At 35.0% G+C, this 16,751-nt stretch carries 7 protein-coding genes; 3 read left to right on the top strand and 4 right to left on the bottom strand.

Going from position 1 to position 16,751, the window contains the following annotated elements:
- Positions 1–38: 38 nt before the first annotated feature.
- A complete protein-coding gene (locus ACFVQC_RS17700) occupies positions 39–401 on the top strand; it encodes a YxeA family protein (protein WP_377889644.1) in 363 nt (120 codons plus the stop codon).
- 25 nt (positions 402–426) lie between these two features.
- On the opposite strand, the gene ACFVQC_RS17695 is transcribed toward ACFVQC_RS17700, so the two are convergent.
- Positions 427–1,413 (bottom strand): S66 family peptidase, encoded by a 987-nt coding sequence (locus ACFVQC_RS17695; protein WP_377898800.1) that lies wholly within the window; start codon positions 1,411–1,413, stop codon positions 427–429.
- Between the two features lie 203 nt (positions 1,414–1,616).
- Between ACFVQC_RS17695 and ACFVQC_RS17690 the strand changes: the two genes are divergently transcribed.
- Positions 1,617–2,054 (top strand): YwiB family protein, encoded by a 438-nt coding sequence (locus ACFVQC_RS17690; protein WP_000744340.1) that lies wholly within the window; start codon positions 1,617–1,619, stop codon positions 2,052–2,054.
- Positions 2,054–3,724, top strand: a complete 1,671-nt coding sequence (argS, locus tag ACFVQC_RS17685) for an arginine--tRNA ligase (RefSeq protein ID WP_375371091.1) — start codon at positions 2,054–2,056, stop codon at positions 3,722–3,724. The genes ACFVQC_RS17690 and argS overlap by 1 nt, the downstream gene beginning before the upstream one ends.
- Before the next feature lie 216 nt (positions 3,725–3,940).
- Here argS and ACFVQC_RS17680 read toward each other — a convergent pair whose 3' ends face one another.
- The 3 genes from ACFVQC_RS17680 to ACFVQC_RS17670 form a co-directional block, all read right to left on the bottom strand.
- On the bottom strand, positions 3,941–4,312 hold the full coding sequence (locus ACFVQC_RS17680; protein ID WP_377898799.1) for a hypothetical protein: 372 nt from the start codon (positions 4,310–4,312) through the stop codon (positions 3,941–3,943).
- A gap of 146 nt (positions 4,313–4,458) precedes the next feature.
- Positions 4,459–5,859, bottom strand: a complete 1,401-nt coding sequence (locus ACFVQC_RS17675) for a M28 family metallopeptidase (protein ID WP_377898798.1) — start codon at positions 5,857–5,859, stop codon at positions 4,459–4,461.
- A 573-nt stretch (positions 5,860–6,432) separates the two neighbouring features.
- Complete coding sequence (locus tag ACFVQC_RS17670; RefSeq protein WP_377898797.1) at positions 6,433–16,125, bottom strand: SpaA isopeptide-forming pilin-related protein; 9,693 nt, start codon at positions 16,123–16,125, stop codon at positions 6,433–6,435.
- Positions 16,126–16,751 lie beyond the last annotated feature (626 nt).

Raw genomic sequence — 16,751 nt, 5'->3', positions numbered from 1 at the left:
CGGTTAGTGAGAAAGCAGTGCAAACAGGAGGCGCATTTATGAAATTGGTAATTAAGGTTTTAGCTGTGTTCGCCATTATTTTAGGTGGAACAGCGTATTATTTAAACACGAAAACAGAAGGTGTGCATGCTTTTGTAGACAACTTCTTTTCAAATAAAGAAATACAAGATTATTATGCTGTTATAGATAAAAGTGAGAAAAAAGACGATGAATATTTGTATACATTTAAAGGGTATACAGAAGATGGAAGGCTACAAGTTATTAAAAGAATGGTGAACCGTGAATTGCATACGGGTGCTTTTATAAAAATTTATGCAAAAGGTATGCAGGGAAAAGGGTGGGCTGAAATCCCGAAAGAATCAATCCCACAAAAAGCGTTGCAAAAAATAGAAAAACCATAAAAGGAGCGAATCGTTCGCTCCTTTTTTAGTGCGTTAAAATGGTGATAGCTGAACTTTTTTTATTAGAAATGATTTTTGCACGTCCGCCAATTGGGAAAGTAAAGATTGGAGTTGTATGTCCGAAACTTGCATTCGCAATAATAGGGATATGTGCAAGTTCAGGCTTTGAAGCAATCATTTCTTGAATGTCCTCTATCATACATTCTGCTCCTTTTTGCATTCTTCCTATAACGATACCTTTTACGTATTCAAAATCAGTTTGCTGCATAAGAGAATGTAAATATCGATCGAAAGTTTTTAGGGTAGCTTTTCCGGTTAAACTATCCTCTTCAAGAAATAAAATTTTGCCCTGTAAGTTAGGCATATATGGTGTACCTTGCAGTAAATTAAATGTGCTCATATTACCACCAATAATATCTCCCGTCGCTTCCCCTCCTTGAATTGAAACATATCCTTCATTTTTAATAAATTCTCGATTTTCTTGATCCATATACCAAGAATCATCACTCCATGTTTCAGCCGGTAATATTTCAATAGGCTCATTAGAAGCTAAACATTTTAAAAAGTAATCGGTCGTATAATCGAGCCCTTTTTCCATTCCGAATGAAGAGAAGTGAGGACCTGAATATGTAACTAAGCCTGTTTTTGTGTAAAGTGCGTTATTTAAAGCGGTAATATCAGAATAGCCACAGAAAAACTTCGGATTTTCTCGAATTAAATCGTAATCGAGATGTTTTAATAAACCGTTAGAGTTGTATCCTCCAAGTGTCGTCAAAATTGCTTTTACATTAGGGTCTTTAAATGCTTCATGAAAATCTTGAACGCGTGAAGAAATAGAAGAGGAAGCAAATTGATCTATCTCATCAGCATATTTTGAGAATGTAACGTGAAAGCCCATATCGGTTAATCTTTTTGTGGCAAGCTCTCGGTTCGTATTTGAGACAATACTTAAACTACAAGATGGTGAAATAATCCTTATTTCATCACCTTTTTTTAATTTTGTTGGTAGCATTAGATTCACCTCTTTAAATGAAAAAAATATTCAGATTTTAAAAATATTTTAACATACGAAATAAAGAGAAGTTGAATTATTTTTTGAAAAGGAGTTTTCCTGATTTTTCAGCAGACAGACAGAGTCTTTTTTTGATATGATAGGAAAAGTGATTTATTATAAGTAGTATTTAATATCTATAACATTTGAAAGGTGTGCAAGACGTGAAGAAACAACTTGCAGGCTTGCCAGTACACGTTCATTTCGTAACAGAAATCCGTGAAGGGGCGAGGAAGGAAACCGTTGCTTTTGAAGCAAATGGTCAATACTATGTAAAAGGTCAAGGTACATATATAACATTTCAAGAGCCGAACGAACAAGGCGAAGTGAAAACAATTATTAAAATTCAAGATGAACAAGTTCTCATTATGCGTTCAGGTGCTATTTCTATGCGTCAGACGCATGTGAAAGGTGAATGGACAACTGGTACGTATACGAGTGAACTTGGTACGTTTGCATTGCAAACGAAAACTGATAATGTTCTTTTTAAATGGTCGGATGAAAAGAAAAAAGGACAACTCTTCTTAACGTACGCATTGCTTCTAAGTGAACAAGAAGCTGGCAGATATACAATTACAATTAATTTGAAGGAGGCAAAATAATGAATTCTTTAGAACAAGTAAAAGGATTGATTAAAGAAGAAATTCAAGCTGCTGTATTAAAGGCAGAATTAGCAACAGAAGAACAAATTCCAAACGTTGTATTAGAATCTCCAAAAGATAAAACAAATGGTGACTTCTCTACAAATATGGCAATGCAACTTGCACGCGTTGCGAAAAAAGCACCTCGTATGATTGCAGAAGAATTAGTTGCAAACTTCGATAAAGCAAAAGCTTCTATTGAAAAAATTGAAATCGCTGGTCCTGGTTTCATTAACTTCTACATGGATAATAGCTACTTAACAGACTTAATCCCAACAATTGTAAACGCTGGTGAAGCATACGGTGAAACGAATACTGGTAAAGGTGAAAAAGTACAAATTGAGTTCGTATCTGCGAATCCAACAGGCGATCTTCACTTAGGACATGCACGTGGTGCGGCAGTAGGTGACACTTTATGTAACGTATTAGCAAAAGCAGGATACGATGTATCTCGTGAGTACTACATTAATGATGCTGGTAACCAAATTCATAACTTAGCTCTTTCTGTTGAAGCTCGTTACATGCAAGCTTTAGGTTTAGAGAAAGAAATGCCAGAAGACGGTTACCATGGTGCGGACATCATTGGAATCGGTAAACGTTTAGCTGAAGAATTTGGTGATCGTTATGCAAAAGCTGATGCAGAAGAAAGCTATGAATTCTATCGTTCATACGGTTTGAAATATGAGTTAGCAAAACTTCAAAAAGACTTAGAAAGCTTCCGTGTTAACTTCGATGTGTGGTTCTCAGAAACATCATTATACAAAAACGGAAAAATTGATCAGGCTCTTGCTGTATTAAAAGAGCGTGACGAAATCTTTGAAGAAGGCGGAGCAACTTGGTTCCGTTCAATGACTTACGGTGACGATAAAAACCGTGTATTAATTAAAAATGACGGCTCTTACACATACTTAACGCCAGATATCGCTTACCACCGCGATAAATTAGAGCGTGGTTTCGATAAGCTAATCAACATTTGGGGTGCTGACCATCATGGTTACATTCCTCGTATGAAAGCTGCTATTCAAGCGCTTGGTTACGATAAAGACACTCTTGAAGTAGAAATCATTCAAATGGTACAACTGTACCAAAATGGTGAAAAAATGAAGATGAGTAAGCGTACAGGTAAAGCAGTTACACTTCGTGAGCTTATGGAAGAAGTAGGCGTGGACGCAATGCGATACTTCTTCGCAATGCGTAGCGGTGATTCTCATTTAGACTTCGATATGGACTTAGCTGTATCAAAATCTAATGAAAACCCAGTATACTATGCACAATATGCACATGCTCGTGTATGCAGTATCCTTCGTCAAGGTGAAGAGTTAGGATTAGCTACAGGCGGAGACGTGAATTACAAACTTGTTACTTCTGAGAAAGAAGTAGAGTTACTGAAAAAACTTGGTGAATTCCCAGCTGTAGTAGCGGATGCAGCGCAAAAACGTCTGCCACACCGCATTACAAGCTATGCATTTGAATTAGCAGCAGCATTACACAGCTTCTACAATGCAGAAAAAGTATTAAACCAAGATAACTTAGAATTAAGTAGAGCTCGTTACGAATTAATGAAAGCAGTACGCACTACACTTCAAAATGCATTAGCAATCGTAGGAGTATCTGCACCAGAAAAAATGTAATAAAGAAAAGCGGAACCGAGTGTTCGTTTTAAATAAAAAGCAATCACATGATGTTGTGATTGCTTTTTTATGTGGAATAATAAAAAAAATTTATCCAACAAAAGGAGAGTTTGCATCGTCTTATATAAGTGACAGGGGGGTACGATGGAAGAAAAGGTGGAAAGATCGAGTATTGGATTTGTTTCATAAAGAAGGGCCTTGTAAGAGGCCCCTTTTCTATTGAATTGTATAAGTAACAGAAAAACTAACAGGACTATAGTAAACGTAAGGTGCATGAAATTGAACATACATATTTCCATCTGTTTTTGCAGTGGAAATTCTGCCGTAACCATCAGAATAACGCCCAATAAGGTTATGATTTGAGTCATAAACACTGTAACTAGGAGTTTTGCTGTTAGGATGAATTGTTAGTTCTTGTCCTTTTTGAAGGAAAATAGGTTCTTGTTCGGAACTACTTCCAGTTTGCAAAGAATAAAATTTTGTAAAGCTTTGTTCTTGAGCGGCAGCAGCCTTTGTTTCTGGAATAAAAGCGGTAGTTCCAGTAATTCCTGCTAAAGTTAACGCACCTGCTAAAATCATTTTTTTCATAGTAGAAAAAGCCTCCTTATTAGTTGTAATCGTTTTTGTTACAGTTAATATTGTATACGATATTACATAGGAGAAAATATGCTTTTATGCATATATGTTTTTTCTCAATAAAAGACCACTGATAAAATCAGTAGTCTTTTAAAGCATTAAGCAGCCTTTTGTTCAGTTTGAGTAACAGGTGTTTGAAGTGTATTATAAACTCCTGTCCCGATAACTTCTAATGCCATTTTCATACGTTCAGGCGAAATGTTTTCTAGCACATTATCTTGGGGTGTATGGTATACCTTTTCAATATGATAGATTAATGGATTCCAACTATCGACGCCCATCCAAATAAATAGTGCAGAAGGAATACCCACTTCAGAAAATGGTACGTGATCGCTAGAGCCAAATTTCCCTTGAAGAACGAGATCGTTATTTAATTGTTTACCTGCTTGTAAGGCAGCATCTGTTACAAGGTTTGTTGAGCCATCAGGAGTCATTGCATATAAATTCTTTGCTTTATCATAATTTGTTGCAACCATGTCTGCGTTAAAGACACCTAAAATTCGATCGCGTTCTTTTTGGGACAGACTATTAACATAATAATCAGAGCCAAGTAAGCCAGTTTCCTCAGAACCAAAAGCAATAAAACGAATTTCTTTATCAGTTTCTACATTTTGAAAAGTACGAGCCAGTTCTAATACTAATCCTGTACCAGAAGCATTATCATTTGCCCCAGGTGCTCCAACGACACTATCGTAGTGTGAACTTACAACGACGGCCTTTTCATTACCTGTACTATTTTTTGGTTTCTTTTTTGCGATGACATTTAAGGATGTTAAATTAGATTCATGTCTCGCTTTTAGGGAAAGAATTGTTGTCTCTTTTTTAGCAATTTCTTCTTTAAATGCATTTCCTTGAGCATAAGCAAGACCGAAGACAGGGATAGACTGTTTTTTAGTTAAGCGAGGATTGAAAGTTTGTCCATAGTTTCCGCGTCCGCCAATTAAGCTGTATAAAAGAACACCTTTTGCCCCTTTACTAACAGCATTTTCAACTTGTTTATTATAATCTGCTACTGTTGCACCCCTTTCGAATAAAACAATTTTTCCGTTTACCTCATTTGGAATATCGTCTAATTTTGTACCACCTTGAACAAAGATAAGTGGAGCTGTAACAGCTTCTGTAGAAATTAGTGCATTTGGAGCAGCACCAGCTTGCCAATTACGCTTTGTCCCTAATGGTGATTCGATAAATCCAACGTATTGATCCGGCACTTGAAAGGGCTGATACTCTACTTCATATCCCATTGATTTAAGCTTCATACCAACATAGCGAGAAGCCCATTCTTCTGATTTTGTACCACCTGGCCGGGGACCGATTGTTTCGGATAAGAAACGGATATGCTCGATGGCGCGGTTTGCATCAACTTGTTTTGTAATAGGTGGAGTCTGTGTGATTTCTGACGTGGAATCAGCTTTTGCTTGTCCGATTGGAGCTAAGCTAACGGCGAGTGATACAGCAAGCAAGGAGCTTACTATTTTTTGTTTCAGTGATTTTCTCATTTTTCCCTCTCCCATTCTTCTATTCTCTCTGACTGACAAAAGAAGACGGATAACGACTTTATACTGCTATTTTTGAGCAGCACTATTGTGGGCTAATAATCAGTGAGGGATGAACAAAAACCTCACTGATTAAAGTTTCGTTTTATTTTACCTTTATATGTATGGATTTTCAATAATTGTATGTTGAGAAATAAAAAACGTTATATGCACATTTGCATATTTTCAGCGGAGATATGTATGCTATCATTTTAAATGAAGGTTCGCTTTCTGTTCTGAAGGCTCCTACATTGCATGAATCTAGTGTACCCAAACTTTAGATTATGTAGGGAAAAGGGATCCGTTATAGGGTTTCTTTTCTTTTGTTTGAATCATGTGATGGTAACTATGTTTCCGCATTTCATAATTGCCATCAGTGATATATGTAAGGCATCCATATGAAAATACGAGGCTGTTCAAGAGTTTTCCGTACTTTTGGACAGCCTCACCCCGTTAAAAAGACGATACTTTATGTATCGTCTTTTTTGTGCAAAAAAACAGCCAATCAATTTATTAATTGATTGGCTGTAAAACATATTATTTATAATGTTTTTTACGTTTTGTAGCTAAAATACTTAACAATCCAGCCAGTAGAAGAACGATACCTGCTGCTTGTGTATGATCTTCTTTATGACCTGTATTTGGAAGTTTTTTATCTATATTTCGATCATCTTGCTGTTTGTTTGTCTGTGTTTCAGGATTTCCTTTTTCTAGTTCCTTGGAAGTTTCTTTTCCATGAGTCTCAGGATTTCCTTTTTCTAGTTCTTCGGAAGTTTCTTTTCCTGGTTTCTCCTCTTTATTTGGAGGAGTAATTGGTTTATCATCTCCATCTGGTGAAGATTCGATCTTCTTATTTGAAACTGTAATTTGTAGTGGTGCAGCTTGAGCTTTTTCAATTGTAAAGTTTATTGGTGAAGCATCTAATTGATAGCCTTCAGGAGCCTTTGTTTCCACTAATTGATAATTACCAGGTTTCAAATCATTTACGATTAATTTACCGTGTTGGTCTGTTTTTAGACCTTCTCGAATTATTTTCCCATCTCGGTCTAAGATATTGAAAATGGCACCTTCAAGTGTTCCACGATGATCAATATCAACTTTAGTTAACTCAATTGAGCCCTTTGTTAAACTATTTAAAGCTGTAACAGGGGTAATTTGAGATTGTCCCTTCGTAATTGTGAAGGGAATTGGCTTAGCATTTAAATTATAGCCAGTAGGAGCTTTCGTTTCAACGAATTGATAGTCTCCTGGACGTAAATCAGTCACGCTAATTTTCCCATCTTTATCAGTAGTTAAATCGGTGCGAACATCATTGCCGCTTTGATCAACGATTTTAAAGATAGCTCCTTCAAGAGTAGATCCGTCAATATCGTCAAGCTTAGTTAATTCAACTGGACCCTTCGTTAAGCTGTTGGTAGCGGTAACGGAAGATTTCGCAGTTTGACTCTTTTCAACAGTAAACTTGATAGGGTTTTGATTTAAGTCGTAATGTTTCGGAGCTTTGGTTTCAATAAATTGATAGTCTCCCGGACGTAAATCAGAAATAGCGATTTTTCCATCTTTATCAGTAGTTAAATCAGTACGCACATCATTGCCGCTTTGATCAACAATTTTAAAGATAGCTCCTTCAAGAGTAGAACCATCGACGTCATCTACTTTAGAAAGTTCGACAGCACCTTTTGTTAAGCTGTTAGTAGCAGTAACAGAAGCGATTTTTTCTTGACTCTTTTTAACTGTAAACTTAATAGGTGTTTCGTTTAAGTCATAGTGTTCAGGAGCTTTTGTTTCGATAAACTCATAGTCTCCTGGTGGTAAGTTATCAATGACTAAACGGCCGTTTTTATCAGTAGTCAAATCGGTACGGACGTCGTGTCCATCTTTATTAACAATTTTAAATACTGCACCCTCAAGGGTTGTATTTTTTTCAACATCATCCACTTTAATTAACTCTACACTACCTTTCGTTAAGCTGTTAGTAGCTGTAACGAAGACGTGCTTTGTTTGACTTCTTTCAATTGTGAACTTAATTGGTTCTTCATTTAAGTCATAATGTTTAGGAGCTTTCGTTTCAATGAATTGATAATCTCCTGGTTGTAAGTCTTTAGCGATGATTTTTCCTTCTTTATTTGTAACTAAATTCGTACGAATGTCGTTACCGTTCATATCAGTAATTTTAAATACTGCACCTTCAAGTAGTTCTTTCGTATCTACAGAGTCAACTTTAGTTAATTCCACGCCGCCTTTTGTTAGGCCATTCTTAGCGGTAACAGAAACGTGAGTTGGTTGGCTTTTCTCGATAGTGAAATGGATAGGTGCTTTATTTAAATCGTAATGTTTTGGAGCTTTCGTTTCAATAAACTGATAGTCTCCTGGGCGTAAATTAGAAACAGAAACTTTTCCTTCTTGGTCAGTAGTTAAATCGGTGCGGACAATTTTACCATTCGCATCAACGATGTTAAATACAGCACCAGAAAGTTTTGTATCTGGGTTTACATCATCCACTTTAATTAACTCTGCAGCACCTTCAGTTAAGCTGTTAGTAGCAGTAACTTGAAGCTGTTCTTTTTGGCTTTTCTTAACTGTAAATTTAATTGGTGTATCATTTAATTTATAGTGTTCAGGAGCTTTCGTTTCAATAAACTGGTAGTCTCCTGGACGTAAATCAGGAACAATAACTTTACCGTGTGCATCTGTCTTAAGATCAGTGCGGATGTCATTACCGTTCATATCAACAATTTTAAATAAAGCACCTTCAAGAACAGTACCATCAATATCATCTACTTTAGAAAGTTCGACTGCACCTTTCGTTAAACTGTTTTTAGCAGTAACAGAAATAGGTTCAGCTTGTCCTTTTTCGATTGTGAATGGAATTGGTTCTTTATTTAAATCGTAGTGTTTCGGCGCTGTTGTCTCGATGAATTGATAATCACCAGGACGCAGGTCAGAAACGCTAATTTTACCTTGTTGATTCGTGATAAGATCTTTGCGAATTGCAGTACCATTCATATCAACAATTTTAAATACCGCGCCTTCAAGAGTAGTGCCATCGACGTCATCCACTTTAGAAAGTTCCACGCCGCCTTTTGTTAAACTATTTTTCATAGTAATAGTAGCAATATCTTTCTGGCTTTTTTCAATTGTAAATACAATTGGTTTTTTATCTAAATCATAATGTTCAGGAGCCGTTGTTTCGACAAATTGATACGTACCAGGACGTAAGTTTTCAACAACGATTTTTCCTTCGCCGTTTGTTTTTAAATCTGTTTTAAGTACTTTTCCATTTTGATCTAGTAAATTAAATACAGCATTAGCAAGTTTTGTTTGATCGTTTAGGTCATCCACTTTAAGTAATTCGATACTACCTTGTTTTAAGCTGTTTTTGGCAGTTAAAGAAATAGCTTTTTTCTGTCCTTTTTCAATCGTGAACTTAATCGGTGTTTCATCTAAAACGTAATGCTTAGGAGCTTTCGTTTCGATGAATTGGTAATCACCAGGACGTAGGTCTCTAACTTCGATTTTCCCTTGTTCATTTGTAACAAGGTCTTTATGAATTACATCACCATTCATATTAACGATTTTAAATACCGCACCTTCAAGAGTAGTGCCATCAATATCATCTACTTTAGAAAGTTCCACAGCACCTTTTGTTAAAGCATTTGTAGCCGTAACGAGAAGTGTTTCTGTTTGGCTTTTCTTAATTGTAAATACGATAGGTTTTTTATTTAAATCGTAATGTTCAGGAGCTGTTTTCTCAACGAATTGATACGTACCAGGACGTAGATTTTCAACAACAATTTTTCCTTCACCATTTGTTTTTAAGCCTTCTTCAACTAGCTCTCCGTCTGCATCTAATAAATTAAATACAGCGTTAGCAAGTTTTGTATCGATATCAATATCGTCAATTTTAGTTAATTCAACGCTACCTTTTGTTAAAGTGTTTTTACCTGTAACAGTAATCTTTTTCGTTTGACTTCTTTCAATTGTAAATGGAATCGGTGTTTCGTCTAATACATAGTGCTCAGGAGCCTTTGTTTCAATAAATTGATAGTCTCCCGGACGTAAATCAGAAACAGAAATTTCGCCATTGTCATCTGTAACAAGGTTTGTATGAACTTCCTTACCGTCCATGTCAACGATTTTAAAGATTGCGCCTTTCAGCATCGTACGATCGATGTCATCGATTTTTGTTAATGTTACTGCACCTTTCGTTAAGCTGTTTTTAGCAGTAACCGTAATGTTTTCTTTTTGACTCTTTTCGATAGTAAACGGAATAGGGTCTTTGCTTAAGTCATAGTCTTTTGGAGCTTTTACTTCAATAAATTGATAATCTCCCGGGCGTAAATCAGAAGCGGTAACTATACCGTACTTATCAGTCGTTAAGCCTTTGCGAATTACCTTTTTAGTGTCATGAGCGTCAACAATTATAAATTCTGCACCTTCAAGAGTAGTGCTATCAACGTCATCAACTTTAGTTAAAGTAACGCCACCTGTAAGTAAACTATTTTTTACAGTTACAGGGACTGGAAGATCTTCCTTACTACCTTTTTTAATTGTGAACTTAATAGGTGTTTGATCTAATTTATAATGTTCAGGAGCTGCTGTTTCAATAAACTGATAATCTCCTGGTGCTAAATCAGGAATAACTAATACTCCGTGATCATCTGTTTTTAGATCTTTCATAATGTCATTGCCTGTTGCGTCTTGTAATGTGAACACTGCACCAGCAAGAGCTTTAGTACTTTCCACATCATCTTCTTTAATTAGTTTGACTTTTCCTTTCGTCAAACTATTTTTAAATGTAAGTGGAAGGAGCTTTTGTTGTCCTTTTTCGATTGTAAATTCAATAGGTTCTACATTTACATCGTAATAAATAGGGGCTTTTGTTTCGACAATTTTGTATTTGCCAGGACGTAAATCTTTTACTACTAATTTTCCCTCTTTATCAGTAGTAAGGTTTGTATGAACGTCTTCATCTTTGTCGTTAACGATTTTAAATACGGCATCTTCAAGTTTTTCTTTATCGTTTAAAGAATCTACTTTCGTTAATTCAATACCGCCTTTAGTTAAGCTGTTTGTAGCTGTAATAGATTTTGTAGCAGTTTGACTTTTCTCGATAGTGAAATCAATCGGTTTCTTGTTTAAATCATAGTTTTCAGGAGCTTTTGTTTCGATGAACTGATATTTACTAGGACGTAGTCCAGAAACAGCTATTTTCCCTTCTTTGTTAGTAATAAGGTTCGTATGAACATCTTTTCCATTTGCGTCAACGATCTTGAAGACTGCTCCTTCAAGAGCATTCCCATCCACATCATCCACTTTTAATAGTTCAACATTACCCGGTACTAAACGATTTTCTGCTGTAACAGTGATGATTTCTTTTTGACCCTTCTCAATTGTGAAGTTGATAGGTTCTGTACTTAGTTCATAATGCTCAGGAGCCTGTGTTTCAACAAATTGATATTTGCCAGGACGTAAATCAGAAACCTTAATTTTCCCTTCAGCATCTGTAGTTAAGTCAGTACGAACATCTTTTCCGTGTTCGTCAATAACCTTGAAGACTGCACCTTCTAGAGATTCTTTCTTATCAACGTTATCAACTTTTACTAATTCAGCGTCACCTTTCGTTAAACTGTTCTTTGCAGTAACAGAAACGAAGGAGGTTTGACTTTTTTCAATAGTGAAATCAATCGGTTCTTTATTTAATTCATAGTACTTAGGAGCTTCTGTTTCGATAAATTTATATTTACCAGGCTCTAAGTTTTTAACGATTAACTTTCCATCTGATCCTGTTTTTAAGTTTTGTTGAATTGTATCGCCTTTTTCATTGACGATTTTAAATACCGCACCTTCAAGAGTTACATTTTCTTCAACGTCGTCAACTTTCGTTAAAGTGACGCCACCTTTAATTAGGTTATTTTCTGCTTTGACAGAGACCGCCTTTGTTTGTCCTTTTTCAATTTCAAACTTAATAGGTGTCGGGTCTGTAACGTAATGAAGAGGAGCTTGTGTCTCAACAAATTGATATTTGCCAGGACGTAAGTCTTTTACTTCAATATATCCATCTTTATTTGTTGTTAATTGTTCATAGCCAGGGATTACTTTACCTTTTTCGTCTTGTAAGCTAAAAATGGCACCTTCAAGAAGTTTCTTGTTCTCATCAAATTTCGTTAAGATGACTGAACCCTTCTTCAGACTATTTTTAGCAGTTACATTAATTACTGTTGTTTGATCTTCTGAGACAGTAAACCAGATTGGTTGGCTATTTAGATCATAATGAACTGGAGCTTCGATTTCTTTTAATTGATAAGTTCCAGGTTTCAATGGATCTACAGTAATTTGTCCATTTTCATTAGTTGTTAATTTTTCGTAGCCAGGAATTACTTTGTTATTTCTATCTAGTAAGGCGAAAACTGCACCTTTAAGTGTTTCGTTATTGTTCAGGTCATCAACCTTTGTAAGCACAGCTTTACCAACGAATTTCTTATTGCTAAGTTTGTATGTTGTCGTTTCTTGTGAACCAAGTTCAACAAGTCTGCCTTGCTTTAAATCCCAGCTAATTACATAGCCTGCTGGGGCCTTCGTTTCTTTTAATAAATATTTATCGCGTTTTAAGTTATTAAATTTAGCAATCCCGTCTTTGTCTGTTGTGATTTTACGGATAACAGTTTTCCCTGTACGATCGTATAAAGTAAATTCTGCCCCAGCCAATGGTGCGTTCTTATTGTCATTATCTACCTTTATAATTTCAAGGTTTCCACGACCTTTGGTAGCAGATCCTCCGCCCGAACCAGAAGACATTCGTACTTCAATCGTTTCGGTAGTTTCTGTATTTGTTACTGTTAACTTATTGCCTGCGATTTTCGCTTTATTACTTACTTTTTCTTTATCGTCTGCATTAATAAGTGAACGATATTCTAAAATATAAGCTCGATCAATTTTTTTCAAGAAGGCAATTTCGAAATGTTGCTTTCCGGTATTATTGTCTGTTGTGATCTTTAACTTATAGTCTGTTCCTTGTTTTAATTCATTTACTGTATCTTTTGTTAAATTTCCATATGGATCGACAGTTGTAGGATATAAGTGGAATGAATCTTCCACAAGTACCTGATTGTCTGTTGGATCGTCTGTTACAACTGCGTCTGCAATGGTTGATTGGCTTTCGTTAATTGCAATACTCCAATTAATATAGTTGTCATCTTGTATAGCTTTTTTTGTAACAAAGCTACCACCTTTATTTACTTGAGCATCACCTTTAAGAGTGTTAACAATTTTAGAGCCATCTTTTAACTCTGCCTCATTTTTGTAGGTACCTTGGATAAGCTCACCATCAAGACTTGTTTTAAAGATAATATAATAAGGTGAATTAATTGATTGTTTGAAATGAACCTTTAGGGTGTTTTTATTTTTATCTGTAGGCTCTTCAAGTTCATATTGCTCAGTCGGTACAGCATTACCAGGTTTTGCGTTATCCGGACTTCCATTTAAAATCATATCGCGCACTTCGATGGATCCTGGTACTAACTTTTGTTTATCTTGTATTACGTCTATAACATAAGGATCTTTAATCTCAACGTTATTATAATTAAAGCCTATTATCCAAGTGATTTCTTTTGTTTGGGCGTTATAAGAACCGTATTTATACCCATTCGCCTTTGTGAAAGCATCAGGATCAAAATTAGCTACATCTTTATTTGATTGTTTGTTGGAATCTGCATCTATCCAAGATATGTTACCTGTATTTTTAAAGGAAGTTTTACCACTTTCCAATTTTGTATAATCAAAGTCTGTTGTATATTTTACAACTAATGTCTTTGTCATATTAGACTGATATGTACCTATAAGGGTAATGTTGAAACCTTTATCCGTCACATCTAAAACATAGTCAGTCCCAGCTTGAAGAGTATAATCTCCGTCTTTAATTTCTAATTTCTTATCTTTTAATTGCAATCCACCATGATCAAAGGTATCCGTAATGATCGCGTTGTTTAATGGATAGTTGTTATTATTTACTATAATTGTCCAAGTTGTTGTTTTGTCTTTATAGTTTGTTTCAGCTTTATTATTAGATTTAATAATATTTTGCTGCTTGAAGCCGGCTTCATTTTCTTTACTTGAACCATTATCAGCTGTAACTGTATTTTTTACTTTTCCATCTGTTATGACGTTATCAGTTGGCCTTGTTTTATAGGTAATTACATAAGCACTATTAATATCCTCATTAAACTGTAGGTCGAATCCATTTTTCTTTTTACTTACAGTGTAATTAGTAACAGCGTCTCCTGTTACAAGCTTTCCTTTATCATCATATGAAGCATTTTTCACGACAATAGAATTTTCATCTAGTACATGTGCAGCGTCAAAAACATCTTTTAAAATTGCATCTGTTTTTTTGATATCTCTTTGATCACCATTGTAAGTAATTGTCCATTCAATCATTTGCGTCTTTGGATCATATTTACTCGTTTTGTTTAAATGTGTACCACGAGAAACCGTTACAGTAGAGCTTGCGTTTTGTTGCTTTTGATTATCACTCGTTATCGTAACGTTATTTTGGAAATTTTCAACATTTTCATCAGTAATTTTTGTGGTATATTCGATTTGGTATGCTTTATCGATGTTATCTTTAAAAGCAATCTCCAATTTTGAACCATCCGATGAAGTGATTTTGTAATCTGCTGGATCAGCTTCTGCACCACGTGTTGCGTTCCCATTAACATCAACTTCTAAATAATAAACTTTAATAGAATCTTTATTTAAGTTTGTACCTTGTGGGATAGTATCTTTAAAAACAGCGTTTATAAGCTTATCTTTCGTTTTATTCATTTCTACTGTCCAATTAATTTCATTTGTATTAATTGGCCTATCAGGTAACCCTTTTTTATTCGTAGCTGTTTGGACATTAGGCTTAAAGTCAACTGTAATAGAAACATCTTTATCTTTAATTGGGAAAGGAATTTCTTGTGTTGTTGTACCTTTAATTTCAGCTTTATTAAATTCTGTCTTTAATTGTAGGTTACCAACAAGATCTGGATGTTCTTCAACATAATCGTTGAATGTCATTGTGACCTTTCCTTCTTTTGTAACAGTAAAGTTTCCAATTGTGTTGTTTTCGCTATCGTATAAAGGACTGTTAATTGTATTGTAAATCTTAAAATGTTTAGGAAGATCAAAAATATAGTAATCTCCACTTTTGACATTCATCGATTTTAAAAGTTCCCATGTAAACTCAATATTGGCAGGGGAATCTGTACTTGGACGGTTATCCTCTGTAAATGGTTTTCCGTCTTTGTCCGTTAACTTTACACCCGTTAAAATGTTTGTTGTTATTTGCTTTGGACTTGAATTTGTATTCTCAGCAGGGTTGCTTGCTAATTTTTGTTCTGAGTTGTCAGTGGCTTGCTTAGCTGCTGGATTTTGTTCCGGATTGTCAGTAACAGGTTTAGCTGCTGGATTTTGTTCCGGATTGTCAGTAACAGGTTTAGCTGCTGGATTTTGTTCCGGATTGTCAGTAACAGGTTTAGCTGCTGGATCTTGTTCCGGATTGTCAGTAACAGGTTTAGTTGCTGGATTTTTCTCCGGATTATCAGTAACAGGTTTAGCTGCTGGATCTTGTTCCGGATTACCAGTAACAGGTTTAGCTACTGGATCTTGCGCTTGTTTATTAGTATCCTGTTTGGTTACATCTTCTTTAGAATCTTCTACTTGAACAGGAACTGAAATAGGATGAAGCATTGTTCCTAGAGGAAAAGCGATTTGAACTGATTTTTCTCCAGTTTTTAAAGTTGGATTAAATACAGTTTCAAGTTTAATTTTACCTTTAGCATCTTTTGAAGTTTCTACTTGATCATTAAATATTAGTTTCAGTTTGTTATCTTTAGCTGTCACAAAATATTGACCAATATGTTTTTGATCAACCACCAAATCTCCTTGCGTATCTTTAGATACTTTTAATGCAAGTGGTATTTGAAGCACTGCTGTATCGTTTGCATGTAAAACTTGAGAATCTTTTATTGACCAAGCATATTCTAACTGAATGGTTGATCCTATCTTTATTAAGTTTTTAGGATTTAATGCTTCGTCAATAATATGACCAGTTGCATCTTTCATTTCAACAGTGTCAAATAAAGAAGTTTCCTTTAACGTTTCAGCTTTTGCTTGATTGTATGGGAAACTAATAAACTGTGAAAATAGTACAAATACAATTAAACATATATTAAAAAGTTTTTTCATTTTTCCTCCCTTGAACATTCATTTGTCCATTGGGGACTTATTCCACATGAACAAATGGAATATTAAAAGTATTTGTTATAAGCGATTTGTTTTTACTATCCCTCCATTTCTATACGCGCTCTCCGACAAAAAAGATGATATTCAATGTAGTGTTATTTAACGTAAAACAAAATGTATATTTACACATTTATATGGAAATATACACAATTCGACAAAAAATGCCGAAAAAAATACTGATATAAAAATGATATCAGCCCTTTATAGGTGAGAGTTTTCATGTAAATTAAATAAAAAGAATGGTTATAAAGGTAAGTTTTACGATACATGCTAACCAAAGTAATGTATCCCTTTGTGAAGGCTTGTTTTTGCCTTAAGGTTATGTGGAAATAAAAATCTAGATAGGGTTGATTTTGGTCAGAATGAAGAAAATATGTACTTTGAAAACAGTCATTTGTTTTGTCTAAAGAGAGTTTTACGATTAGTGGACCGAAGTGGAAATACGATTGTTTCTTACATTGTTAGAGGAATATAAGAATTACAGAATATTCGACTAATCCGTTACTACGGTCATTTTTGAAACTGTTTTAAATAATAAAAAAGAAGGTACGTTACTTCTTAGCGACAAT

Origin of the sequence: Bacillus sp. NPDC057893, from assembly GCF_042796455.1 — a bacterium.
GTDB lineage: Bacteria > Bacillota > Bacilli > Bacillales > Bacillaceae_G > Bacillus_A.
The sequence above is the reverse complement of the archived record's forward strand: the minus strand, read 5'-3'. Positions and strand labels throughout refer to the sequence as shown.